Annotated in this window: 21 protein-coding genes and 2 tRNA genes; 10 read left to right on the top strand and 13 right to left on the bottom strand. The window is 63.3% G+C overall.

Annotated elements, in window-relative coordinates; translation table 11 throughout:
- Nucleotides 1-62: 62 nt before the first annotated feature.
- Both GM672_RS03355 and GM672_RS03350 read left to right on the top strand, forming a co-directional pair.
- On the top strand, nucleotides 63-920 hold the full coding sequence (locus GM672_RS03355; RefSeq protein WP_155469106.1) for a CAP domain-containing protein: 858 nt from the start codon (nucleotides 63-65) through the stop codon (nucleotides 918-920).
- A 120-nt stretch (nucleotides 921-1,040) separates the two neighbouring features.
- Nucleotides 1,041-1,652, top strand: coding sequence for a TetR/AcrR family transcriptional regulator (locus GM672_RS03350; protein ID WP_170299908.1), 612 nt, complete (start codon nucleotides 1,041-1,043; stop codon nucleotides 1,650-1,652).
- Between the two features lie 9 nt (nucleotides 1,653-1,661).
- On the opposite strand, the gene GM672_RS03345 is transcribed toward GM672_RS03350, so the two are convergent.
- Both GM672_RS03345 and GM672_RS03340 read right to left on the bottom strand, forming a co-directional pair.
- Nucleotides 1,662-3,005, bottom strand: a complete 1,344-nt coding sequence (locus GM672_RS03345; protein WP_155469105.1) for a porin — start codon at nucleotides 3,003-3,005, stop codon at nucleotides 1,662-1,664.
- 384 nt (nucleotides 3,006-3,389) lie between these two features.
- The gene (locus GM672_RS03340) at nucleotides 3,390-4,724 is read right to left on the bottom strand and encodes a 3-oxoacyl-ACP reductase (protein ID WP_155469104.1); all 1,335 of its coding nucleotides are present in this window, start codon (nucleotides 4,722-4,724) and stop codon (nucleotides 3,390-3,392) included.
- Nucleotides 4,725-5,540: 816 nt separating this feature from the next.
- Between GM672_RS03340 and GM672_RS03335 the strand changes: the two genes are divergently transcribed.
- Together GM672_RS03335 and GM672_RS03330 are read left to right on the top strand one after the other, a co-directional pair.
- The gene (locus GM672_RS03335; RefSeq protein WP_155469103.1) at nucleotides 5,541-5,900 is read left to right on the top strand and encodes a hypothetical protein; all 360 of its coding nucleotides are present in this window, start codon (nucleotides 5,541-5,543) and stop codon (nucleotides 5,898-5,900) included.
- 25 nt (nucleotides 5,901-5,925) lie between these two features.
- The gene (locus GM672_RS03330) at nucleotides 5,926-6,702 is read left to right on the top strand and encodes a trypsin-like serine peptidase (protein WP_155469102.1); all 777 of its coding nucleotides are present in this window, start codon (nucleotides 5,926-5,928) and stop codon (nucleotides 6,700-6,702) included.
- A 178-nt stretch (nucleotides 6,703-6,880) separates the two neighbouring features.
- On the opposite strand, the gene GM672_RS03325 is transcribed toward GM672_RS03330, so the two are convergent.
- From GM672_RS03325 to GM672_RS29115, 4 genes are all read right to left on the bottom strand, one after another.
- Nucleotides 6,881-7,855, bottom strand: a complete 975-nt coding sequence (locus GM672_RS03325) for a hypothetical protein (RefSeq protein WP_155469101.1) — start codon at nucleotides 7,853-7,855, stop codon at nucleotides 6,881-6,883.
- 624 nt (nucleotides 7,856-8,479) lie between these two features.
- A tRNA-Ser gene (locus tag GM672_RS03320) sits at nucleotides 8,480-8,570 on the bottom strand.
- Nucleotides 8,571-8,684: 114 nt separating this feature from the next.
- Nucleotides 8,685-10,676 (bottom strand): acetate--CoA ligase, encoded by a 1,992-nt coding sequence (acs, locus tag GM672_RS03315; protein ID WP_155469100.1) that lies wholly within the window; start codon nucleotides 10,674-10,676, stop codon nucleotides 8,685-8,687.
- A gap of 157 nt (nucleotides 10,677-10,833) precedes the next feature.
- Complete coding sequence (locus GM672_RS29115) at nucleotides 10,834-12,408, bottom strand: methyl-accepting chemotaxis protein (RefSeq protein WP_155469099.1); 1,575 nt, start codon at nucleotides 12,406-12,408, stop codon at nucleotides 10,834-10,836.
- Between the two features lie 288 nt (nucleotides 12,409-12,696).
- Here GM672_RS29115 and GM672_RS03305 point away from each other — a divergent pair, with 288 nt between their 5' ends.
- The 6 genes from GM672_RS03305 to GM672_RS03280 all read left to right on the top strand — a co-directional run bounded on the left by GM672_RS03305 (nucleotide 12,697) and on the right by GM672_RS03280 (nucleotide 17,282).
- A complete protein-coding gene (locus GM672_RS03305; protein WP_155469098.1) occupies nucleotides 12,697-13,305 on the top strand; it encodes a YqhA family protein in 609 nt (202 codons plus the stop codon).
- Nucleotides 13,306-13,332: 27 nt separating this feature from the next.
- Nucleotides 13,333-14,859, top strand: a complete 1,527-nt coding sequence (locus tag GM672_RS03300; RefSeq protein WP_155469097.1) for a fumarate hydratase — start codon at nucleotides 13,333-13,335, stop codon at nucleotides 14,857-14,859.
- 9 nt (nucleotides 14,860-14,868) lie between these two features.
- Nucleotides 14,869-15,705: a glutamate racemase gene (gene murI, locus GM672_RS03295; RefSeq protein WP_155469096.1), complete on the top strand. Its 837-nt coding sequence runs from the start codon at nucleotides 14,869-14,871 to the stop codon at nucleotides 15,703-15,705.
- A gap of 174 nt (nucleotides 15,706-15,879) precedes the next feature.
- Nucleotides 15,880-15,955, top strand: a tRNA-His gene (locus tag GM672_RS03290).
- Nucleotides 15,956-16,017: 62 nt separating this feature from the next.
- Entirely contained in the window at nucleotides 16,018-16,686 is a 669-nt protein-coding gene (locus GM672_RS03285; protein ID WP_155469095.1) for a pentapeptide repeat-containing protein, read from the top strand.
- Nucleotides 16,687-16,832: 146 nt separating this feature from the next.
- The gene (locus GM672_RS03280; protein WP_155469094.1) at nucleotides 16,833-17,282 is read left to right on the top strand and encodes a hypothetical protein; all 450 of its coding nucleotides are present in this window, start codon (nucleotides 16,833-16,835) and stop codon (nucleotides 17,280-17,282) included.
- A gap of 332 nt (nucleotides 17,283-17,614) precedes the next feature.
- Here GM672_RS03280 and GM672_RS03275 read toward each other — a convergent pair whose 3' ends face one another.
- The 7 genes from GM672_RS03275 to dusA form a co-directional block, all read right to left on the bottom strand.
- Nucleotides 17,615-17,986 carry a hypothetical protein gene (locus GM672_RS03275; protein ID WP_155469093.1) on the bottom strand — a complete coding sequence of 124 codons (372 nt, stop codon included), beginning with the start codon at nucleotides 17,984-17,986 and terminating at the stop codon, nucleotides 17,615-17,617.
- Nucleotides 17,987-18,126: 140 nt separating this feature from the next.
- A complete protein-coding gene (locus GM672_RS28220) occupies nucleotides 18,127-18,300 on the bottom strand; it encodes a hypothetical protein (RefSeq protein ID WP_170299907.1) in 174 nt (57 codons plus the stop codon).
- A gap of 45 nt (nucleotides 18,301-18,345) precedes the next feature.
- A complete protein-coding gene (locus GM672_RS03270; protein ID WP_155469092.1) occupies nucleotides 18,346-18,933 on the bottom strand; it encodes a hypothetical protein in 588 nt (195 codons plus the stop codon).
- Between the two features lie 133 nt (nucleotides 18,934-19,066).
- Nucleotides 19,067-19,414 (bottom strand): energy transducer TonB, encoded by a 348-nt coding sequence (locus GM672_RS03265; protein ID WP_155469091.1) that lies wholly within the window; start codon nucleotides 19,412-19,414, stop codon nucleotides 19,067-19,069.
- A gap of 30 nt (nucleotides 19,415-19,444) precedes the next feature.
- Complete coding sequence (locus GM672_RS03260) at nucleotides 19,445-19,792, bottom strand: energy transducer TonB (RefSeq protein WP_155469090.1); 348 nt, start codon at nucleotides 19,790-19,792, stop codon at nucleotides 19,445-19,447.
- A 68-nt stretch (nucleotides 19,793-19,860) separates the two neighbouring features.
- Complete coding sequence (locus GM672_RS03255; RefSeq protein WP_155469089.1) at nucleotides 19,861-21,591, bottom strand: methyl-accepting chemotaxis protein; 1,731 nt, start codon at nucleotides 21,589-21,591, stop codon at nucleotides 19,861-19,863.
- Nucleotides 21,592-22,020: 429 nt separating this feature from the next.
- Complete coding sequence (dusA, locus tag GM672_RS03250; protein WP_155469088.1) at nucleotides 22,021-23,013, bottom strand: tRNA dihydrouridine(20/20a) synthase DusA; 993 nt, start codon at nucleotides 23,011-23,013, stop codon at nucleotides 22,021-22,023.
- Nucleotides 23,014-23,421: the final 408 nt, after the last annotated feature.

Here is a 23,421-nt window from a genome sequence, read left to right as displayed (position 1 = left end):
TGCGGAATTGTCTGACGTAAGATGATGGACCCGTGCGACCATCACACTTACACCGATCCGCCTTGTTCGTCCGTTCCGCCATGTTCGTTCGCCGCGTTCTCATTCCTTTCGTACTCGCCCTTGCCGCGATGCCGGCCCATGCCCGCAGCGGGGATATCGTCAGCCTCGTCAACGACTACCGGGCCGCGCCGCGCAGCTGTGGCGGCCATAGTGCCGCGCCCGTGCCGCCGTTGGAATCACCGGCGGCGATCGGGCGGGCGCGCATCGGCGCCGGCACCTTCCTCGACCAGGCACTGGAACAGGCCGGCTACCCCGTCGAGCATGCCGAGGCCGTGTACCTGTCGAATGTGACGAATGCCGTGGCGGCGCTGACCTTGCTGCGGGAACGCTTCTGCGAGAAATTGCTGAGCACCGACTTTGCCGCCGCCGGGGCCGTCCGTTCGGGCGACGACTGGGTCATCGTGTTTGCCCGGCCGCGCCATGCGGCGCCGCTGCCCGCCCCCGGCGAGCTCGATGCGGCCGTGCTGGCGGCCGTAAACGCGGCCCGCGCCCTGCCCCGCCGCTGCGGCGAGCAGGACTTCGCCGCCGCGCCGCCGCTGCGGTGGAATGCCACCCTGGCGCAGGCGGCCCTGGTGCACAGCCGCGACATGGCCGAGCGCCGCTACTTCAGCCACGAGCAGCAGGACGGCAGCGTGGTGGGCGACCGGGCGCTGCATGCGGGCTATGCGTGGCGGCGTATCGGCGAGAACATCGCGTCGGGCCAGGCCTCGGTGGATGAAGCCGTTGCCGGCTGGCTCGACAGCCCGGGGCATTGCGCCAACATCATGAATGCCGGCTTCGATGAAATGGGCCTGGCCTACGCCGTCAATCCGGAACGGGGCCGGGTCTACTGGACCCAGGTGCTAGGACGGGGACGCTGAACGGTCGCCGGCACGCCCGCGCGCCTGCCCTTATAATCGGTCCCAGCCGGGCGGCGATGCCGTGGCTCATGGGGACACCGATAACAGGATTCGCAAAGAATCCGCGCGAGGACAAGCGGCGTGAAGAACGACGAAGAGAACAAGCCGGCGACGAAGCCGGCAAAGGGGCCGAGACGCACCCTGACACGGCTCGACTGGATCGATGCCGCCACCGAAATCCTGGTCAGCAAGAGCGTCGACGCGATCCACCCGGCCACCCTGGCGCGCGACCTGGGCATCACCATCGGCAGCTTCTATTATCACTTCCGCGACCGCAACGACCTGCTGGCCAGCGTGCTGCGCCAGTGGCACGAACGCACGACGGCACAGGTGATGCAGGAATATGCCGGCATGCCGATCGACGAACTGGCTTATGAACTGATGGCGCTGCCGCTGCATGGCCTGACGGCACGCCACGCGGCAATGGTGGAATTCGCCATCCGCGGCTGGGCCCGGCGTGACGACATGGCGCGCCAGGCGGTGCTGGAAGTGGACCAGCAACGGCTGGCCCTGTACACGGACGCGCTGCGCAAGAGCGGCTTCGGCAAGGCCGAAGCGGAAAACCGCGCCTTCCTCATCTACAGCGTGCAGATGTCCCAGGCCCTGCTGTGGGACGTCAACGACGAGAAGGCGCGCAAGCGGCAGCTGAACTTCGCGAAAAAACTGTTCCTGCTGCCGCTCGCTCCCGGTTGAACCCCTGGCTTAGAAGTAGTGGCGCAGGCCCAGGCTGACGATGCTGGTACGGGCATCCACGTTCTGGCCCGCACCCGAGAACAGCGGCACTTCCTGCGCGCCCAGCGGCACCAGCAGCGCGCCGGGACCGCCGGCGATCGGCAGCGGCGTCACGGTGCCGCGCACGATGTTGCCGCGGTCGTCATCGACAAAGCCGACCCGGCTGTACAAGGCCGTGCGCTTCGAGAAGTTATAGTCGACGCCCAGCATGACGCCGGAGTCCTTGCCCTTCGTGAAGTTCTTGAAACGGCTCTGCATGTACTGCGCGCCCAGTTCCCAGTTGCCGATCGGGTGCTTGATACCGGCCGAGGCGGTCTGCACCTTCGGATCGAGCGCGCCCACGTTCTTGTACTGGCCCTGGTGGAAGTTCGCCACCAGCATGGTGCCGGCCGGCAGCTGGAACTTGGCCCCGATCATCGCACCCGTGAAGGTGTCGGCCGTGTACAGGGGAATGAAGGTGCCGCCGCCGGCCAGCGAGGCGATGCCCACCTGGGCGCCGCGGAAGTCGTTGCGGTGATACGCGGCCAGGATGGCGAACGGCTTGCCGTTATAGGCCAGCAGCGCACCCTGGGCGCGGCCCCGGTCGTCCGCCGACTCGGCACCGGCCGTCAGGCCGCCGATGATCTGGCCGGTGTTCGCGTTGGCGGCCGGCGTGGCGCTGGTGGCCGACGCGCGCGCGGCGCTGACGCGGCTGGCCACGCCCGCGTTGGTCGAATACGACAGCACGCCCAGCCAGGGACCCTTGCGCACCAGGAACGATGCCATATTGTCCTGGTAGGTCTGCAGGTTGTTGACCACCAGGCCCGCGCCCATCAGGTCGGTGCTGCCCAGGCGTTCCGTGGTGGCGATATAGCCGGCGATCAGCATCGGCGATGCCTGCCGCCCCAGCCGGACTTCGCCGTATGGCGTGGTCAGGCTGACAAAGGCCTGGCGCCCGAACAGGCGGCCGTCATTGCCCAAGGTGCCGCCGTCGGCCTGCAGGCCGCCTTCCAAGGTGAAGCCACCCTTCCAGCCGCCGCCGATATCTTCCGTGCCCTTGATGCCGAAATGGCTTTGCGCCGTCAGCGACGGTGCCATCCGCGTGGTGCGGGTCGATGGCGAGGCGATGGCATTCGGTACCGGCGTCGTGCCGGACAGGCCGAACACCGTACCCTGCACATTGCCTTCGCCCTTGTGCACTGAATCCACACCGACGTCCACCAGGCCGTAGATCGTCACCGACGATTGCGCCCAGGCCGCACTGCAGGCCAGTACCGATGCCGTCAGGACGCAGGCCTGGCGCAGCTTGTTGGACTTGCTAGCTTGGTTCTTCATTGATCTCCTCCGTTGATTTTGTTGTACGACGAATTGTTATCGTTGTTACCGGTCAGCGGCGAATACGAGACGGCCGCGCCGTTGCCGCCACGCTTGGCGCGTGGCGGCCTTGCAGGATGCCGTCCGCGCGAGCGGCCGGCAGGCAATCGGGGAAATCAGGCGCCCGCGGTGGGGCGGCGCCCGGGTGTCGCCGCTGTGGCGCGGCAGACCTGTCGGAATGGCGGGGGCGTGTTGCTCAAGGTTTCACTGGTCATGCTGTCTCCGTTGTCGTCAACGTTGCGGGCGGCTTGTGCCGCCTCGTGTGTTTGCACTGCTGTCTTGCTGCTGCTTTTTTCTATTCTGCCGCGCACTCGGCGGCAATGCCATGTTTTTGTCGCGTCATCGTCAGGCGCCCACCAGGGCCTGGCCGCAGACCCGGATGGTGTTGCCCGTGATGCCGCCACTGCCCGGCGTGCACAGGAAGGCGATCAGCTCGGCGGCGTCACGCGGCTGGCCGCCTTGCTTGAGCGAATTCAGGCGGCGCCCCAGTTCGCGCGGCATGAACGGCATGCGCTCCGTCATCGGCGTTTCGATAAAGCCCGGCGCCACGGCATTGATGGCGATGCCGCGCGATGCGAGCGCGGGTGCACGCGCGGCCACGTAGCCGATCAGTGCCGCCTTGCTGGTGGCATAGTTGGCCTGGCCGAAATTGCCCGCCACCCCGCTGATCGACGACAGGCACACCACCCGCCCGCCATCGCGCAGCAGGCCCGTGGCCAGCAGGGCTTCGTCGACGCCGGCAATCGCGCCGAAATTGACGGCCAGCACCAGGTCCCAGTCCGTGGCCGGCATTTTCGCCAGGCTGCGGTCGCGGGTGATGCCGGCGTTGTGCACGACGATATCGACGCCGCCGAAGCGTTCGCGCAGGAAGTCGCACAGCCGGGCCGGCGCATCGGCCGCCGCGATATCAAGCACCAGCGCGGTGGCGCCCAGCGTGCGGCAGGTTTCATGCAGGGCCTGCGATGCGGCCGGTACGTCCAGGCACACGACGGTGGCGCCCTCCTGGACCAGCCGCGCGGCCGTCGCCATGCCGATGCCCCGTGCGGCGCCCGTCACCAGGGCGACCTTGCCGGCCAGTGCGGGCAAGGCCTGTGTCGTTGACTGCATGACAACGGTGGCCGTCACGTCGATGGCCTGGCCCGACACATAGGTGGCTTGCCTGCCGCAAAAGAACCTGACGACGCCGTCGAGCCGGTCGACGGCATCGGGCGCGACATAGGCCAGATTGACGGTAATGCCCTTGCGGCCCAGTTCCTTGCCCAGCGAGCGGCTGAAGCCTTCGATCCCCCGTGCGGTGGCGGCGGCGACCGGGTCCTGCGCCAGGACGGGCGGTGCCGCCACGATCAGCACGCGCCCGTTGGTGGCGATGCGCGCGGCGTGAAACGTGTCATACAAGGCACGGCAGTCGCCTGGCGTGCGGCAAGCCGTGCCATCGAAAACGACAATGTCCACCGCACCCTTGCCCTGGTCGATCGCGGCGCCGGCGGCCGTCAGCGCGGCAGCCAGCGCACCGGCGCCATAGCCGCCGGCGCCTGCAAGCAGCGCCCGCTTGCCGTCCAGCGGCAGCGCGCCATAGGGACCGTCCACCCGCGCCAGCTCGACAGGATCGGGCAAGCCCAGCGCCCGTGCCAGCCAGCCCGTGGCCGGATTGTCGTGCAGCGTTTTCAGCAGGTCTGGCATCGGTTCCGATCGGTGAAAGCTGGGGCGGGCAAGTCCGGTATGTCTTGAACTCAACTGTTGTTAGCGATCCTAGCATGGCCGTGTCGATGCCTCAATAGCACTCACTATGTTGGAGCATATATACAACTATGTTGCCAAAAAGAAGCGATCATGCCCCCTTTGCCGCCAGCGCGCACCGACGTCGTCGGCGCCACGCGGGACAATATGGGATGGTCCGCTTTTCAGGCCGATGGCACGGCCGTGGCAGGCTCGCGCAATTTGCGGCCGATCCAATCCTCTGGAATCGGTTGCCCCATCCATTCGAGAACAAGGCATTACCGTGAGCCCTCGTTCAATTCGATCCTGTGCCGACGATTCACCTTCGCCGCACCATAGCGGCCTTAATGCCAGCTCAATCCGTCACATCGCCGTGTTATTCCCGCTAATTTCGGCCACAGCGGTCATTACAAATTGACGATTCCGAACGCGTGCCAACTGATGGCACGATCGAGCCATATTCCAGCATATCCTGCTGCGCTAGTGAACTGATTTTTATGGATATTTTTCATGACCTGGTCCCGTCACCCGGACGACTGCCGCGCTTACCGGACAACGCCGTTATATTGTCGAGCATTCGACATATTCAGACAATTTGCGCCAAAACAAATACGATAAAACGATGGTTGCCCTGTCGGTAAAGTCTTACGCTGTCTCTCACTAACCGGCCCATCGCAATAACTGAACAGTATAGCGATCCAAGAAAAGCCGTTAGTCGGGGGCAGTGCATTTACAGCCGATACGTGAATCGTAAAGGCTCTTATTGATCAGGAGGCGAAGATGTCGAAAATCTGGATGAAAGCATTATGTGCGGTATGCGGAGCAGTCCTGGCGCAGTTGGGCGGTGTCGCCGCGGCGCAGGAAAAAACCACCACCATCACCGCGAGCAGCAACGCCGGCAAGATGATGGCGGCGCCGGCAACGCTCACCCGCGAGGCCCGGCTGGCGGCCAAGCCGCTCGATTCGAGCATCACGATCGGCAAGGTGAAGCCGCGTGAACTGTCGGCCGAGGACAAGGCGGCGCTGCAGGCGGCCAAGCCGGAGCTGAGCGACGGCGGTGCGCCCAATGCGAGCGCGGACGATGAAGCCCGTCGGGATTTCTCCGACGAGTGGAAGACCATGGAACAGGATCAGCGTTAATCACATTTACTGAAGGAGATCCGAAATGATCACGAAACAAATCCTTGGTCGGCCAGTGCTGCGCTTCGCCGTCGTCGCCCTCTGCTCCGGCCTGTCGCAGGCCTTCGCCGGCACCGCCAATGTCTACACCCAGTACCAGGAAACGGGCAATCCGAACACACCCCGCGCCATCGGCAAGCTGTTCAGCAACAGCGGTACCTGCTCCGCCTCCGTCATCAGCGGCAACAACATCATCGTCACGGCCGCCCACTGCTGCTATAACCGGTCGTCCAACAGCTGGGTCGGCGGCTGGTCCTTCATTCCTGCGTATAACAACGGCAGCGCACCGTACGGTTCCTTCCCCTGGACGTCCGCGCGGGTGCTGAACAGCTGGATCAACAACGGCGATACGCCGTCCGACGTCTGCCTGATCACCTTGGGCAACAACACCTCCGGCCGTCCCGTCACCTACTACACGGGTTGGCTGGGCCGCTCGTGGGATTGGGGCACGGTACAGAGCCACCACTCGCTGGGCTACCCGGGCAATATCGGCAATGGCCAGACCCTGCAGCTGTGCGCCTCCGAAAGCTTCGGCGCGCCTGCCGCCTGCGGCGGCGCGGCCGTGCTGAACACGGGCTGCAACATGACCTACGGTTCCAGCGGCGGCCCATGGATCCGGCAGTACCGCCGTGGCAACTACGTCAACTCGGTGGTGCACGGCTACCAGAGCGCTGCCTGCACGGGCACCTTCGGCCAGACGTACAACGGCGCACGCTTCACCAGCACCAATATCGTCGCGCTGTGCAACGCGCAGGGGTGCTGATCCGGTCAGCCGGGCAGGCGTGACCTGGTTTGCGAGGCTTGGTCGTGCTTGCGGGGCCCCTTTGGGGGCCCTTTTTGCGTGCTGGGGGCGCGATGCTTGTCGTGACGGAACGGCGGCAGGAAGCGGTCGGGACTCGGGCGACCGTGCACGAATGGCACGACGCCGGCCGCTGCAAACTTCACTTCAAGGGGAAATCGTCTTTCGTGGCGTCCTTGAGCCGGGTAATGGCGATCACCAGTTCCGCCCTGTAGGTCGCCCAGTTCTGTTTTGCATCGGTCAGGACAGCCTTGATATGAAAGATATCGGATGACTGCTGCGTCAACTTCATGGCATTTTCATAGTTCTTTAACAAGTTATCGTAGTGCTCCTCGCCTGCCTTTGTCAGCGCCACGGCATCCAGGTAAAGTGCCGCCACGTGATCGTGGATTTCCTTTGCGATCATGCGCTTTTTCGCATTACTCGTGCTTGCATCGTACTGTTCTGTCACATCGGCGATATTCTGGTTCAGCACAATGTGCTGCGCTGTACCGCCCAGCGTCTTGCTGATGGGGGTACTGACGGTTTCAAAGTTGACGCCTTGTTTGATCGGGGTAGTCGGCTGGACCGAGCTCGATATGATGTTCTCCACCTTTCGCATCGATTGCGCAGCCCTTTGGCTGGCCGTGAGCTCACCCTGTGGGTTATGTTGCATCATCGCCATCGATTTGCTGGTGCCGTCCTGGTACTTGGCGACCATGTGTTGATCGATGATTGTCCTGTTGTTGGACAGGTTCTCGGTGGACAGGCCGGGGAATAAGTTGAGCGGCTCCTGGAACACGACCGATTTCAGTGGGTAGCTTTTCGCTTTCCGCGACCAATGGGGGATGACTTCCACGTCCTCCAGCCCGCCCTTGCGTTGCTTGCAGATCGCATCGACGTCCCGGTATGCCGCCGACGCATAGACAATCAGACAGTAGGTGTAGAAGTAGCGTTCCCAGGTTTTCGCGCTTGCCTCGTTTGCCCTGTCGAAAAAAAGCTGCAGGTCGGTCTTCCTGACCTTGTGCCTGGCATGGATCGCCGCGGCCAGCATGCCGTCCTGGTCGCATTCTTTTGCGATCTGCATGGCGGTTGCTTCGACAAGATAGTTTTCGAAAGCGTCGGCGATCATTGGCATGTTGGTCTTTCGGGTGGTGGGGGTGCGGGTTGGGTTTGCTTGGCTAGGGTGATGGAGATTTGGGTAGTTTAGCTTGGTTGTTGGGGGTGGAGGGGCTAGTGTTTGTGGGATTGGGATGTGCGTGGGGTGCCGTGCGTGGCCGGGCAGTGGGCGTAGATGGGTTTGGGCTGGTGGCCCCGGCAACGTCGCTTTGCTCGTTGCCGGGATTGGCGGGCGCGGCGCGGAGCTTGGGGGCCCGGCGGCGTCGCTTTGCGCGTTGCCGGGGTTTGAGGCGGAGCGGCGCGGAGCTTGGGGGCCCGGCAACGTCGCTTTGCTCGTTGCCGGGATTGCCTTTAGCGGAGCGGTTGCGGAGCGGTTGCGGAGCGGGGATTGTTTGGCGGAGCGAAGCGAGCGGGAACGGAGTGACGAAGCGCGCCCTCGGCGCGCCGGGCCGTTGCTTGGGGATTTTTCCGCTGTGCGGAAAAATCCCCAAGCAACGACAGATGGGCGATTCGGAGAGCCCCGCGCTGGTAAGCGCAGGTCTTCGAATCCCCCGCGGAGGGTCCGCAGGGACCCTCCTTCTCTCCGCCAGAAAACAAATGCAAAAAAGCCACCCGAGGGTGGCTTTTTTCACATTTGTGTTCCTGGCGGAGAGAGGGGGATTCGAACCCCCGATAGGTTATTAACCTATACACGCTTTCCAGGCGTGCGACTTCAACCGCTCATCCACCTCTCCTGGTGTCCTTCTGTACTGCTTCTCCCGCGTTGCGAGAGGCGCAGATTATAGCGCGGATTCTGTAGAGTACAAAGTTTTTTTCAGGCAAGGAGACCGTGGCCCCCTCACCTACCTCTACGCGCTTTCCTTCAGCTGCTCCAGGATGGCCGGGTTCTCCAGGGTGGAGACGTCCTGCGTGATGGTCTCGCCCTTGGCCAGCACGCGCAGCAGGCGGCGCATGATCTTGCCGGAGCGGGTTTTCGGCAGGTTGTCGCCGAAGCGGATTTCCTTCGGCTTGGCGATGGGGCCGATTTCCTTGCCGACCCAGTTGCGCAGTTCCGTTGCCAGCCGCTTGGCTTCCTCGCCCGTCGGACGGGCCTGCTTCAGGACGACGAAGGCGCAGATCGATTCGCCCGTCGTTTCGTCCGGACGGCCCACCACGGCCGCTTCCGCCACCAGCGGATTGGCGACCAGGGCCGATTCGATTTCCATCGTGCCCATGCGGTGGCCCGACACGTTCAGCACGTCGTCGATGCGGCCCGTGATGGTGAAGTAGCCCGTGTCCTTGTTGCGGATGGCGCCGTCGCCGGCCAGGTAGTACTTGCCGCCCAGCTCTTCGGGGAAGTAGCTGGCCTTGAAGCGCTCGGGGTTGTTCCAGATGGTGCGGATCATCGACGGCCACGGGCGCTTGACGACGAGGATGCCGCCGTGCCCGTTCGGCACGTCGGCGCCGGATTCGTCCACGATGGCGGCCATGATGCCCGGCAGCGGCAAGGTGCAGGAGCCCGGCACCATCGGCGTTGCGCCCGGCAGCGGCGTGATCATGTGGCCGCCCGTTTCCGTCTGCCAGAAAGTATCGACAATGGGGCAGCGTTCCTGGCCGATATTACGGTAGTACCACATCCACGCTTCCGGGTTGATGGGCTCGCCCACCGTGCCCAGCAGGCGCAGCGAGGACAGGTCGAAGTTCTTCGGGTGGACCTTCTCGTCCACGTCGGAAGCCTTGATCAGCGAGCGGATCGCCGTCGGCGCCGTGTAGAAGATCGATACCTTGTGCTTGGCGATAGTGTCCCAGAAGCGGCCCGCGTGCGGGAACGTGGGAATGCCTTCGAAGATCACCTGGGTGGCGCCCACCGCCGTCGGGCCGTAGGCGATATACGTGTGGCCCGTGACCCAGCCGATGTCGGCCGTGCACCAGTAGACGTCGTCCGGCTTGATGTCGAAGGTCCACTTCATCGTCAGGGATGCCCACAGCAGGTAGCCGCCCGTGGAATGCTGCACGCCCTTCGGCGTGCCCGTCGAGCCGGAGGTATACAGGATGAACAGCGGGTGCTCGGCATCGACCCATTCCGGTTCGCAGTCGGCGCTCTGGCCGTCCACCAGGTCGGCCAGCCAGACGTCGCGGCCTTCGGTGAAGCCGATATTGCCGCCCGTGCGCTTGTACACGACGACATTCCTGATGGTGTCGCAGCCGCCCATCGCCAGCGCTTCGTCGACGATGGATTTGAGCGGCAGCTGCTTGCCGCCGCGCAGTTGCTCGTCGGCCGTGATGACGGCGACGGCGCCGGCGTCGATGATGCGCTCCTGCAGGCTCTTGGCGGAGAAGCCGCCGAACACGACGGAATGGGTAGCGCCGATGCGGGCGCAGGCCTGCATGGCGGCCACGCCTTCGACCGACATCGACATGTAGATGACGACCCGGTCGCCCTTCTTGATGCCCAGCGACTTCAGGCCGTTGGCGAACTTGCCGACCTTCTCGTGCAGTTCCTTGTACGTGACGCGGGTGACGTCGCCGTTGTCGGCCTCGAAGATGATGGCCGTCTTGTCGGCATTGCCGTTCTGCAGATTGCGGTCCAGGCAGTTGTACGAAACGTTCAGCTTGCCGCCTTCGAACCATTTGTAGAACGGCGCTTCGTCTTCGTTGAGGGTGCGGGTGAACGGCGTCTGCCAGTCCAGGTTCTCGCGCGCCAGGCGGGCCCAGAAGCCTTCGTAGTCGCGCGCGGCTTCGTCGCACAGGGCCTGGTAGGCCTCCATGCCCGACACATTGGCCTGTGCGGTGAACGACGCGGGTGGCGCGAACACGCGCGATTCGATAGGGCCTTGTTGTTCCGTGCCTTGAGCTGTCATGCTGGTCTCCATCATGGTAATAGTTGTTTGCCATGACAGTAAAAGGAACGCCTTACACCCCCCTTACAGCCGGCCTGCCGCGGCCGGGCATGGCAATCCTGTCATTCTACTCACAATCCATGATGGCCGGCGATGCCGGCCCAGTACTACCCGCCCGTCAGCGTGCCAGCGCGGCCAGCTTGTGGCCGGCCTGTTGCCGTGCCGGCGCGTGCAGCTTGAACACGGCGACGACCTGGGCCAGGCTGCCCGCCTGGTCCTGCAGCGACGTGGCGGCCGCGGAGGCCTGCTCCACCAGGGCGGAATTCTGCTGCGTGATCGCGTCCATCTGCCCGATCGAGCGGTTGACCTGTTCGATGTCCGCGCTCTGCTCGACGGATGCAGCCGTGATCTCGGCCATGATGTCCGTGACGCGCTTGACGCCATCCACCACCTCGGTCATCGTGCTGCCCGCCTGCGCCACCAGGCGGCTGCCCGCGTCGACCTTGTCCACCGAGTCGCCGATCAGGGCCTTGATTTCCTTGGCGGCACTGGCCGAACGCTGGGCCAGGTTGCGCACTTCCGAAGCGACGACGGCGAAGCCGCGGCCCTGCTCGCCCGCACGGGCAGCTTCCACGGCGGCATTCAGGGCCAGGATATTGGTCTGGAAGGCAATGCCGTCGATGACGGCGATGATGTCGACGATCTTGCGCGACGACTCGTTGATCGCGTCCATCGTGGCCACCACCTGCCCGATCACTGCGCCGCCCTTGACCGCCACGCCGGAGGCCGACTGGGCCAGCTGGTTGGCCTGGCGTGCATTGTCGGCATTCTGCTTCACGGTGGCCGTCAGCTCGCCCATCGACGTGGCGCTGTGCTGCAGGGACCCGGCTTGCTCCTCGGTGCGCTGCGACAGGTGCAGGTTGCCTGCGGCAATCTCGCCGGAAGCGGTGGCGATCGTGTCGGTGCCGCTGCGCACCTGGGCGACGATGCCCACCAGGTTCTCGTTCATGGTCTTGAGTGCTCCCATCAGCTGGCCGATCTCGTCCTTCGAGCGCACCTCGATATGGCCCGTCAGGTCGCCGCGGCTGACGGCTTCCGCCAGTCGCACGGCCACCCGCACGGGCACGACGACGGAGCGCACGACCCGGTAGCCCATGATGGCCGAGAACGCCAGCGCCAGTACGACGACGACGACCAGCACGGTGCGGTAGGCGTCGTTGGCGGCCAGCAGCGCGGCCACCTCGGCATCGGCGATGCGCTTTTCCAGTTCGATCATGTCCTTGAACGCCTTGACGGTCTCGGCACCGTACTTGTTGGTGTGCTTGGCACGCCAGTCGGCGGCCTCCTCCACCTGGCCGGCCGAATACAGCTCGAACCAGCGCGGGCGCGATTCGACGTACTTACGGTAGGCTTCCTGCAACTGCGCCAGCCCCGCCTTTTCTTCGTCGGTGCCGGCCGTCTGCGCGAACGCGCCCAGGCTGTCCTCGATGATGCCGGCCCATTTCTTCTCGTCACCCAGGATCTTGGCGCGGGCCTGCTCGTTGCCGGTCATGAAGTTGGCCACACCGAAGCGCAACTCCCACATCGCGTTCTGCGCCGTCACGAGCCCGCCGCTGCTCGACTTCAGGTCGCGGATGCCGTCGTTGTTGCGCGAGACGCTGATGAGCGACATGACACTGACGGCCAGCAGGAGAGCAAACAGCACGCCAAGCATCAAGCTGATGCGCGTGCCGATTTTCAGGCTATTGAACATTTTCGATCCGATATGGTTGGAAAGGCGTCGCCTCCCAGGCCGGCGCGCGGGCGCGGCAGGTGTCGAAGGCTTCCGGGAAGGACGAGAGTGTAGAGAAAATAATGCCACAAGGCAAAACATTCCTGCTCATCCGTTACTTACCGACAACAACATCACGCCCGTGCGGTGCAGGGCCTGGCGGGTGTGGCGGGCGGCCGCAAAACGATGGTCTTGAAGAGCGGCAAGGAACCGACGGGTGTAGAATGTCGGGTGTTTTTTGCCCGCAAGTCCAACAGGAGAAGCAGTACGATGACCGACCCCAATCGCCCGGCCGGCCCGCGCCTCAGCCCGATCGCATCCTTTATCTTCATGTCGCGCTGGCTGCAGCTGCCGCTGTACCTGGGCCTGATCCTGGCCCAATGCGTCTACGTGTTCCACTTCTGGGTCGAGCTGAAGGATCTGATCGGTGCCGCCATGGGCAACGAAGCGTCGCTGCAGCATATCTTCCAGGCCGTCACGGTGCCCGGCGCGGCCATGCCGACCAAGCTGAACGAAACCACCATCATGCTGGTGGTGCTGGGCCTGATCGACGTCGTCATGATCTCGAACCTGTTGATCATGGTGATCGTGGGCGGCTACGAGACCTTCGTGTCGCGCATGAACCTGGAAGGCCATCCGGACCAGCCCGAATGGCTGTCGCACGTGAATGCCGCCGTGCTCAAGACCAAGCTGGCCACGGCCATCATCGGCATCTCGTCGATCCACCTGTTGAAGACGTTCATTAACGCCCAGGCCTACGAGCCCAAGGTGCTGATCGCCCAGACGGTGATCCACGTCGCCTTCCTGGCGTCGGCCATGGCGATTGCCTACACGGACCGCCTGATGTCGACCACCCACAACGAATCCAAGCAACACTAATCCAGCCAACCGCTAGTGAGTTTTAACATGACCATCATCAAGCAAGACGACCTGATCGAATCCGTGGCGGCAGCGCTGCAATACATCAGCTATTACCACCCCGCCGACTATATCCAGCACCTGGCCCGCGCCTACGATGCGGAACAGAGCCCGGCCGCCAAGGATGCCATCGCGCAGATCCTGACGAATTCGCGCATGTGCGCGGAAGGCAAGCGTCCGATCTGCCAGGATACCGGCATGGTCAACGTCTTCCTGAAGATCGGCATGGGCGTGCGCTTCGAAGGCTTCCGCGGCACCGTGACGGACGCCGTCAACGAAGGTGTGCGCCGCGCGTACAACTTCGCCGACAACAAGCTGCGCGCCTCCATCGTGGCCGACCCGCACTTCGAGCGCAAGAACACGAAGGACAACACGCCGGCCGTCGTGCACATGGAACTGGTCGAAGGCAATACGGTGGAAGTGGCCGTGGCGGCCAAGGGCGGCGGCTCGGAGAACAAGACCAAGTTCGTCATGCTCAACCCTTCCGACTCGCTGGTCGACTGGGTGCTCAAGACCGTGCCGCTGATGGGCGCCGGCTGGTGCCCGCCGGGCATGCTGGGCATCGGCATCGGCGGCAGCGCCGAGAAGGCCATGCTGCTGGCGAAGGAGTCGCTGATGGAAGACATCGACATGTATGAACTGAAGCAGCGCGGCCCCCAGAACAAGCTGGAAGAGCTGCGCATCGAACTGTGCGACAAGATCAACGCGCTGGGCATCGGTGCCCAGGGCCTGGGCGGCCTGACGACGGTGCTGGACGTGAAGATCAATATGTACCCGACCCACGCGGCCTCGAAGCCGGTGGCGATGATCCCGAACTGCGCCGCCACGCGCCACGCCCACTTCGTGCTGGACGGCTCCGGCCCGGCCTATATCGAGCCGCCGAAGCTGTCCGACTGGCCGAGCGTGAGCTGGGCGCCGGACACGGAGAAATCCAAGCGCGTCGACCTGAACACCTTGACCAAGGAAGAAGTGGCCTCGTGGGCACCGGGCCAGACCCTGCTCCTGAACGGCAAGATGCTGACGGGCCGCGACGCCGCGCACAAGCGCATCCAGGACATGCTGGCAAAGGGCGAAACCCTGCCGGTGGACTTCACCAACCGCGTCATCTACTACGTGGGCCCGGTCGATCCGGTCGGCGACGAAGTGGTCGGTCCGGCCGGCCCGACGACGGCCACGCGCATGGACAAGTTCACCGACATGATGCTGGAAAAAACCGGCCTGATCTCGATGGTGGGCAAGGCCGAGCGGGGCCCGACGGCCATCGAATCGATCCAGAAGCACAAGTCGGCCTACCTGATGGCCGTCGGCGGCGCCGCCTACCTCGTCTCGAAGGCCATCAAGCACGCCAAGGTGGTGGGCTTCGAGGACCTGGGCATGGAAGCGATCTACGAGTTCGACGTCGTCGACATGCCCGTAACGGTGGCCGTCGATTCGACCGGCACCTCGGTGCACCAGACTGGTCCGAAGGAATGGTCCGTCAAGATCGAGTCGCTGAAGAACGCCGTGCCGGCATAAGGGGAAGCCATGACACAGCCCGTCCACAACGCGGCCTCGGACGCGCCGATCGGCATCTTCGATTCCGGCGTGGGCGGGCTGTCGGTGCTGCGCCATATCCACGCGCAGCTGCCCCATGAACACCTGACCTACTTTGCCGACTCGGGTTATGCCCCCTACGGCGGCCGCAGCGAGCAATGGCTGGTCGAGCGCTCGCTGGCCGTGGCCGGCTTCCTGTTCGGCCACGGCGCCAAGGCGCTGGTGGTGGCCTGCAACACGGCCACCGTGGCCGCCATCAAGGCCATCCGCGCCCAGTGGCCGGGCATGCCCATCGTCGGCGTCGAACCGGGCCTGAAGCCTGGCGCCGCCGCCACCACCAGCGGCACCGTGGGCGTGCTGGCCACGGACCGCACCTTGCGTGGCGAAAAATTCCTGCAACTGCGCGACCAGATCGCCGCGGCGACGAACGCGCGCTTCCTGCTGCAGCCCTGCGTCGGCCTGGTCGACCAGATCGAACTGGGCGAGCTGGGGTCCGAGGCGACCGAGGCGATGCTGGAAAAATACGTCGTGCCGCTGCTGGAAGGCGGTGCCGACACGCTGGTGCTGGGCTGCACGCACTACCCCTTCGTGGAAGACATCATCCGCCGCATCGTCAGCGAACACGCCAGCACGCCCGTTACCCTGATCGACACGGGCGACGCCGTGGCGCGCCAGCTGGGGCGCCTGCTGGAAGGCGCGGGCCTGCTGCGCCCGGCCGGCGTGGCGCAGCTGCACGGCTACACGACGGCCGGTGCCGACGTGCTGGCCGAAGCGTTTCGCGGCCTGCTGGGGCTGACACCGCGCATCGAACACGTCAAGCTGGGCTGAATGCAGAAAAGTCCGGGACAGTCCCGGAAAATTCGGGGACTGTCCCGGATGTTTCGGGGACTGTCCCGGATTTTTCCGACCTCGGAATTTAGATTTGCAGAAAGTAAAACCGCTATGTATAATGCGGCCTCTGTCACAGAAAGCGTGGCAGAAAAGAAGTAAAGCAGTTCAGTGGTGGCTGTAGCTCAGTTGGTAGAGTCCAGGATTGTGATTCCTGTTGTCGTGGGTTCGAGCCCCATCAGCCACCCCACCGAATTCATCGAAAAGCCCCGTGCCCATGCATGGGGCTTTTTGTTTTGTGGAGCATTTTTCATGCAGGTATCCGGCCAGACCTTGACGCGCGACGACGTCGCCACCCTTCTCGCCCAGGGCACCCCCAGCTTCGACACCTGCGACTTCGATGGTGCCGACCTGTCGCGCCTGGATTTGCGGGGCGCCACCTTCAGCAACTGCAGCCTGGCCGAAACGTCGCTGTACGCGGCCAACCTGGGCCACAGCACGTGGCAGCGCTGCCGCGGCCGCGAAGCCGATTTCGAATCGGCCGACCTGACCGACGCGCAATTTGCCAGCTGCGACCTGAACAACAGCAGCTGGCGCCGCGCCAAGCTGGCCTCCAGCACCTTCAAGGGCTGCAAGCTGACGGGTGCGAAATTCGAGGAAGTGGCCCACCTGGGCCTTGTGTTCGAGGAGTGCCTGCTGATCGGCGCCGACCTGCGCCGCCTGTCGCTGCGCAAGGCCACGCTGGTGCAGCTGGACCTGTCCGACGCCGACCTGGCCGGCTGCGACTTCCGCGACACTGTGTTCGAAGGCGGCAGCCTGAGGAACGCCAACCTGAAGGGGGCCCGCTTCGAGGATGCCGACCTGCGCGGCGCCGACCTGGGCGGGCTGCGCCTGACGGACACGAAACCGTTCAAGGGCGCCTGGATCTCGCCCCGCCAGGCGGCCGAGCTGGTGGCGGAGCTGGGCCTGCGCGTGGGATAAGCGACGTTTCGTATGCAGGAATGGGACACAGCGCAAGGGAACGACGAAATACTATGAAAGTGGCGCCGAAAGTTTCCAAGTGGAATTAGTTTAGCGCTAGAATAACAGGATCGTAACAGCATCGATTCCAAGGCAAGCACCCCATCATGGCAGAAGACAATCCCGGCAGAGAATTCACCACCTACAGCAAGGACACGCCTGTCGGCCACCCCAGCTTCGGGGGCCGCGTCGGTGTGTTCACCCCCACGGAAATGTTCGACCTTGGCGCCTCGACGACGATCCGCAAGGGTGCCGGCATTGTCGGCTTCGGCAACCCGGACGGCTCGCTGACGGTCTACTTCGAAGCCAACCGCTTCGACGAGAGCAGCCTGCACAAGTGGGAAAACAAGGTACGCAAGGCGTATGACCGCCTGATCGCGCTGGCACCCACGGTGTCGAAGGCGAAGATGAATCCCAGCACCCTGGAACTGGTCGGTTTTATCGACGGCACCAATATCACCTTGCGTCATCCCGAGCTGCTGATGGAATGGCTGACCGTTTCCGACGCAATGGACACGGCCCCGACCAGCAACGTCATTACCTTCGGCCGAAAATAAGTATTCAGCGGCATTGAGCGGCTCGACAATAAAAAACGCAGGCTGCGCGCCTGCGTTTTTTATTGTCCGGATAAAGCCGCCAGACCGCGAGCGTTATTCCTACAAGGTCTCGCACCTTTTGCCGATGACGGTGGCTTAAGCCTCACTTAAGATGACTCCATGCCCGATCAAAACGATCAAAACGATCAAATCCGGGCACCTTTGGGAGTCCCGCCATGCTACGCCACCTTCACCTGACCAGCACGATCATCCTCGGCTTCGTTGCCACGTCGACCTACCTGCTGTGCTCGGCCGATGCCCTGACCCAGGGCACGCTGTTCCTGCTGCGCTGATCAGCGCCGGCCGCGGCCGTGCCAGCCGCGCCCGCCCCAGCCGCGATGGCGGTGGCTGCTGAACACGAAATCCAGGCCGATCGACACGGGCGGCCAGTAATACGGTGAAGCGTAACCCGGCGCTGCATACACAGGTGCCGGTGCATAGATCGGCGCGGGCGCATACACGGGCGCCGGCGCATACGTTACTGTCGGAACATCCCGATACTCCACTTGCGAGCCCGCGCGCGCGCCCGTACCGACCGGTACCGGCGTGACCGACACCGTTCGCCATTGATAGGGGTCGACAGGCTGGGCAGCATAATACGGGCCAGGTACGGCGCAGCCGGCAAGCCCGGCAACGAGGACTGGCAGAATCAACAAGGTTCGCATGGTATTTTCCTCCCAATAGACCATTCTAGGGAAAATCACGCCTGCCTGCCGTGGTTTTACACACGGTTACAGCGTGCACATGGCAAACACAAGGCATCCACCATAAAGCGCCGCGACGGTCGGTCGCGGCGCTTCTCTTATCAATGCTTGCGCGCCTGCTTCTTACCCCCGCCGGCACCCTTGTCGCTGCCCGCCTTGGTGTGGCTGGCAGCGTCCTTGCCGCTCTTGGCTTTCTTGTCCGCCGAGGACGACTCCTGTTCCGCCTGGGTGGCGGACTGCTTGTTCTGACTACCCGACGATTTCGACTGTGCCATCTGAACTCTCCCGTTCGAAGTGGGAAACCCTTGTTTCCCTCGAAATCAAATATACGGAATATCGCATTTATCCAGCGCACGCCCTGCCGCGTCGAGCCGCTGGGCACAGATATCGTAACGGATGCCGTATTCCATTTCGACGTGGTAGACCTTCCCGTAAGGCAGTGCCACGGCTTCCTTGCCCTTTTTCTGGTAGCTGAGGGCGGCCACGTCGGCCGGGATTGCCATCGAAGTGTGGAAATTGCGGCGCCGATCCTGCTGGCGCCGGTGCACGTCCACGACCAGGCCCAGGTCGACCGATATGCCGCCGGGTACATAATCGTAGCGCGTGATGGTGCGCGACGTGCTCAGCACGCCCCAGGCACAGGTGGCTGCCACGCCGGGGCAATGCCTGATCTGGGCCAGAGGGAATATCTCCTCGTGATTGGCCAGTTGCGCCAGCGGCCAGCTGGTGCGCACGCCGTCGCGCTTGCCGGACAGGGGATTGTTCCACGTCATGGCATTAATGACAGACACAGTCTGTTTCTGGCGCGCGGGGTCATGGGGATTGCGCATCATGCCGCAGCCGGACAGGCCAAGGGTCACGGTGCAAAGCGACAGGACGGACAGGGACAAGCGGGACGGGTAGGTCATGACGTAAAAACCAGGCAGACGATACCAGCAGATTAACAGATGTGCGCGGCGTTCAATAGGGCATGGCGACGCCATGGCCGCGGACATAAAAAAACCGGCTTGTCGAAGCCGGTTTTTGCAGGGTAAAACGCGATCAGTCCAGTTTCCAGGCGTAGTCGACCTTGGTCCACGTTTCGGCCGGCGAACCGTCCTTCGAGCCCGGCTTGAATTTGCAGGCCGACAGCGACTTGATGGCCGCCTTGTCCAGGTTCTTGAAGCCGCTCGATTTCTCGACCTTCGAATCCTTCACGTCGCCCGATGCGGACACGAGGAAGGACATCGACACGGTGCCCTGCTCTTCGTTCATCAGCGAGGCCTTCGGATAATCGGCCTTGCAGTTCTTGGCATCGAACGATGCCGGTACTTCCGCGCCAAACGCGGCCGGCGCGAACGCCACCAGCACCGCGGCCACAACACCCATGAAACGCTTATTCGTCGTCATTTGATTTCCCCTTGAATTGATCAAAATTAATTACAGCGACCAAACGTAATCGACCTTGGTCCAGGTCTGCGCCACGACGCCATCCTTCATGCCCGGCTTGAACTTGCACGCGGTCAGGGCCTTGATGGCCGCCTTGTCCAGGTTCTTGTAGCCGCTCGATTTCTCGACTTTCGACTCCATCACATCGCCGCCCGGCGACACCAGGAAGGCCATCGTCACAGCGCCCTGCTCTTCGTTCAGCAGCGACGCTTTCGGGTAGTCGGCCTTGCATTTGCGGGCATCGACCGATGCCGGTACTTCCACGGCAAAAGCGCTGCCGGCGAAGAGGGTTGCTGCGATCAGGGCGATGGCTTTGCAGCCGGTGAGTTGTTTGTTCATTTTTATTCCAACGGATGTTCGATAACGTGTCTGTGCAAGCCGCCCCCAGGGCGGCATTCCCGGATTGCTTAGAATTCTTCCCACTCGTCCGCGCCGGCAGCGGCGCTGGCCACCACTTTCTTCGGCTTGGCCGGTGCTTGCGGTGCTGCCACTGCCTTGCGCGGTGCCGGGGTACGTACCGGCAGGGCCTTGACCACCGGGGTACGGGCGGTGGAGGCGGCGGTGGCGGCCTGCACGGCACGCTCTTCGCCGGCTTCCAGCTTGAAGATGCTGACCACGCGGGCCAGTTCCGATGCCTGGTCTTGCAGGCTCTGGGCGGCGGCGGCCGCTTCTTCCACCAGCGCGGCGTTCTGCTGGGTCATGCCGTCCATCTCGATGATGGACTGGTTCACCTGCTCGATGCCGGCGCTCTGTTCCTGGCTGGCGTTGGCGATCTCGCCCATGATGTCGGTAACGCGGCGCACGGAGGCCACCACTTCGTCCATCGTCACGCCGGCCTGGCCGACCAGCTTGGAGCCGCGCTCGACCTTCTCGACGGAGTCGCCGATCAGCGCCTTGATTTCCTTGGCGGCGCCGGCCGAACGCTGGGCCAGGTTACGCACTTCGGATGCCACCACGGCGAAGCCACGGCCCTGTTCGCCGGCACGTGCTGCCTCGACGGCGGCGTTCAGCGCCAGGATATTGGTCTGGAAGGCGATACCGTCGATGACGCCGATGATATCGACGATCTTGTTGGCCGATTCGTTGATCGAGCTCATCGTGTCGACCACCTGCGACACCACGGCGCCACCCTTGCGGGCCACGTCCGATGCGTTGGCGGCCAGCTGGTTCGCTTCGCGGGCATTGTCGGCATTCTGCTTGACGGTCGACGTCAGCTCTTCCATCGCCGACGCGGTCTTCTCCAGCGACGACGCCTGCATTTCGGTGCGCGAGGACAGGTCGATATTGCCGGCGGCGATTTCACGCGAGGCCGTACCGATGGTTTCCGTACCGACGCGCACCTGGCCGACGATGCCCACCAGGCTGTCACGCATTTCCTTCATTTCCACCAGCAGGCTGCCCTTGTCGGTGGTCGAGGTGTCGATGGCGATGGACAGGTCGCCGTTGGCGATGCTGCCGGCGATCGACGCCGTGTATTCCGGTTCGCCGCCCAGCTGCTTGAGCAGGCCGCGGGTGATGACGTAGGCAGCGGCCACCGAGATCAGCACGGCCAGCACGCCCAGGCCGATCATGAAGGTGCGGGCGCTGTCGAAACCTTCGGCCGCGTCGATCTTCACCTGGTTGTTCAGCTTGTCTTCGAAAGCACCCAGCTGGTCCAGTGCGCTCAGCCACTTGGTCTGGGCCGGCTTGATTTCCTTGATCAGGATGCGGGTCGCACCCATGGCGTCATTGGCCAGCCACAGCGCGGAAGCGCGCTCGATGGCCGGCATCGCGACAGCTTCGTATTCCTTGATCTGGGCCAGCAGCTTCTTCTCTTCCGGTGCCGCCTCGATGGCGAACTGCGCTTCCAGCTTCTTCAGCAGCGCTTCGTACTTCGCAGTCTGCTCTTTCAGGCGGGCAAAATCGGCTTCCATGTCGGCCGGGTCGGAGATCATCGTCAGCACGCGCAACGAACCGACGCGGTCCTGAACGTTGTGCCGCATCTCGGTCACGAGGCGCGTGACGACATTGTTGACGCTGACGACGTGGTCAAGCCGGTCCTGGATCTGCGCCATGCGGAAGATGCCGACCACCGTCACGGCAATCAGGAACAGCAGTACCAGTGCAAACCCGAGCCCGAGGCGGGTTCCGACTTTCATTTTGCTTAGATTCATTTCGGCTCTTCGTAAAGGGTGTCGTAGTGACGTTTTATGTACGACCGATAAGATTTACACAACTCACTTATCATTGCCGTAGCGCAAGTACTTACAGTAGCAAATGTTGACTGCGAATGCAAAACAAGCCGTGGAAAAAACCAGCAAGGTGTCGTTTTCCCCGCTTGTACGATGTTTTGCTACAACACAACTATATGTCTATAAGGAAATTATAGTTGGGAGCATTGCCGATGGGCAAGCGACATCAGACCGCGAGATGGGTCCATTGAACTTTCTTTGGAGAAAAAGCGACAGTACGAGGGAATGCACTGCGAAACGCGACGGGACGGGATTTGCTGCGGTGGAGTGACGTGAAATTACAACGACCGGCTGTTACTGGTCGCGCGGCGGGCGCCGCACGACCGGGCGGGAATGTCAGCCGATGCGGCGGATCGCTTCCAGCAACAGGGCCGGATCGCCCGCTGCCAGCCGCTTCGAGTCCGACAGGGTCTGGCGGAACGTCTTGGCGCCAGGCAGTCCCTGCATCAGCCCCAGCATATGGCGCGTGATGGTATTGAGTTTCAGGCCGCGCCCGCCCTCCTTGGCCAGTTGCGCGGCGATATACGGCATCATCGCCCGCAGCACTTCCTCGCGCGACTTGACGGGTGCGTCGTCGTCACCGTAATAACGCCGGTCGAACGTGGCCATCAGGTAGGGGTTGTGGTACGCCTCGCGGCCCAGCATGACGCCATCGACGTGGCGCAGGTGCTCGTCGATCTCCGCTTCCGTCTTGATACCGCCGTTGATCAGGATCTCGAACTGGGGAAAATCGCGCTTGAGCCGGTAGGCATACTCGTATTTCAGCGGCGGAATTTCGCGGTTCTCCTTCGGCGACAGCCCCTTCAGGATGGCATTGCGCGCATGCACGACAAATGTCGAACAGCCCGCTTCGGCCACCTGGCCGACGAAGTCGCGCACGAAGTCGTAGCTTTCCGTCTCGTTGATGCCGATGCGGTGCTTGACGGTGACGTCGATGCTGACGGCGTCGCGCATGGCCTTGACGCAATCGCGCACCAGCTCCGGCTCGGCCATCAGGCAGGCTCCGAAGGCGCCCTTCTGCACTCGCTCGGACGGGCAGCCGCAATTGAGGTTGATCTCGTCATACCCCCACTTCTCGCCCAGCTTCGCGCTGGTGGCCAGGTCCTTCGGATCGCTGCCCCCCAGCTGCAACGCCACCGGATGCTCCTCGTCATTGAAGCGCAGGTGCCGCTCGACATCGCCATACACCAGCGCCCCGGTCGTCACCATCTCCGTATACAGCCACGTGTGCTTCGTGATCTGGCGGTGGAACACGCGGCAGTGGCGGTCGGTCCAGTCCATCATGGGCGCGACGGAGAGGCGGCGGGACTTGTAAGCTGTTGAGTTCATTGAACGTTGCTATTTCTATTCTAATCAGACTCCGCAAAGCGCGCTGCAGTTTGCGTTGTGGGTTTTAATTCGCGCAACCGTTGAGAAAAATGGCGGAGAACCCGCAGACGGCCTCAATGGGAAAGCACCGGCGAAGTTCGGTAGCGAAGGTGTGGCATGGCTGGACAATCGAAGCCTGAATTCTAATACATTCGGCGAACTCGACGTCTGTTGCGCAGTGGGAATAACGCGATCAGGGCGTCTGGCCAGAGCAAGGCTCCATTCAGACGGCCTGACAGAACGCCATGTAAGCTAGTCGTGCAGGCTTGCGAAGCGGACCACTCCAGGCCATGCAATCCGGCCTATCAATGGAGGACCTCACGGTCGCAGGGAAGAACGATGAATCGCGCTTTTGCCCCGCCAGCCATT

It is taken from the genome of Pseudoduganella buxea (assembly GCF_009720835.1).
GTDB lineage: Bacteria > Pseudomonadota > Gammaproteobacteria > Burkholderiales > Burkholderiaceae_D > Rugamonas > Rugamonas buxea.
Note: the sequence above shows the minus strand (reverse complement) of the source record. Positions and strands in the feature narration are given on the sequence as shown.

Excerpts from the sequence above, each read along its gene's own strand:
- GM672_RS03345 (WP_155469105.1), bottom strand. The coding sequence starts at position 3,005 with ATGAAGAACCAAGCTAGCAAGTCCAACAAGCTGCGCCAGGCCTGCGTC.
- GM672_RS03340 (WP_155469104.1), bottom strand. The coding sequence starts at position 4,724 with ATGCCAGACCTGCTGAAAACGCTGCACGACAATCCGGCCACGGGCTGG.
- GM672_RS03335 (WP_155469103.1), top strand. The coding sequence starts at position 5,541 with ATGTCGAAAATCTGGATGAAAGCATTATGTGCGGTATGCGGAGCAGTC.
- GM672_RS03330 (WP_155469102.1), top strand. The coding sequence starts at position 5,926 with ATGATCACGAAACAAATCCTTGGTCGGCCAGTGCTGCGCTTCGCCGTC.
- GM672_RS03325 (WP_155469101.1), bottom strand. The coding sequence starts at position 7,855 with ATGCCAATGATCGCCGACGCTTTCGAAAACTATCTTGTCGAAGCAACC.
- acs (WP_155469100.1), bottom strand. The coding sequence starts at position 10,676 with ATGACAGCTCAAGGCACGGAACAACAAGGCCCTATCGAATCGCGCGTG.
- GM672_RS29115 (WP_155469099.1), bottom strand. The coding sequence starts at position 12,408 with ATGTTCAATAGCCTGAAAATCGGCACGCGCATCAGCTTGATGCTTGGC.
- GM672_RS03305 (WP_155469098.1), top strand. The coding sequence starts at position 12,697 with ATGACCGACCCCAATCGCCCGGCCGGCCCGCGCCTCAGCCCGATCGCA.
- GM672_RS03300 (WP_155469097.1), top strand. The coding sequence starts at position 13,333 with ATGACCATCATCAAGCAAGACGACCTGATCGAATCCGTGGCGGCAGCG.
- murI (WP_155469096.1), top strand. The coding sequence starts at position 14,869 with ATGACACAGCCCGTCCACAACGCGGCCTCGGACGCGCCGATCGGCATC.
- GM672_RS03285 (WP_155469095.1), top strand. The coding sequence starts at position 16,018 with ATGCAGGTATCCGGCCAGACCTTGACGCGCGACGACGTCGCCACCCTT.
- GM672_RS03280 (WP_155469094.1), top strand. The coding sequence starts at position 16,833 with ATGGCAGAAGACAATCCCGGCAGAGAATTCACCACCTACAGCAAGGAC.
- GM672_RS03275 (WP_155469093.1), bottom strand. The coding sequence starts at position 17,986 with ATGCGAACCTTGTTGATTCTGCCAGTCCTCGTTGCCGGGCTTGCCGGC.
- GM672_RS28220 (WP_170299907.1), bottom strand. The coding sequence starts at position 18,300 with ATGGCACAGTCGAAATCGTCGGGTAGTCAGAACAAGCAGTCCGCCACC.
- GM672_RS03270 (WP_155469092.1), bottom strand. The coding sequence starts at position 18,933 with ATGACCTACCCGTCCCGCTTGTCCCTGTCCGTCCTGTCGCTTTGCACC.
- GM672_RS03265 (WP_155469091.1), bottom strand. The coding sequence starts at position 19,414 with ATGACGACGAATAAGCGTTTCATGGGTGTTGTGGCCGCGGTGCTGGTG.
- GM672_RS03260 (WP_155469090.1), bottom strand. The coding sequence starts at position 19,792 with ATGAACAAACAACTCACCGGCTGCAAAGCCATCGCCCTGATCGCAGCA.
- GM672_RS03255 (WP_155469089.1), bottom strand. The coding sequence starts at position 21,591 with ATGAAAGTCGGAACCCGCCTCGGGCTCGGGTTTGCACTGGTACTGCTG.
- dusA (WP_155469088.1), bottom strand. The coding sequence starts at position 23,013 with ATGAACTCAACAGCTTACAAGTCCCGCCGCCTCTCCGTCGCGCCCATG.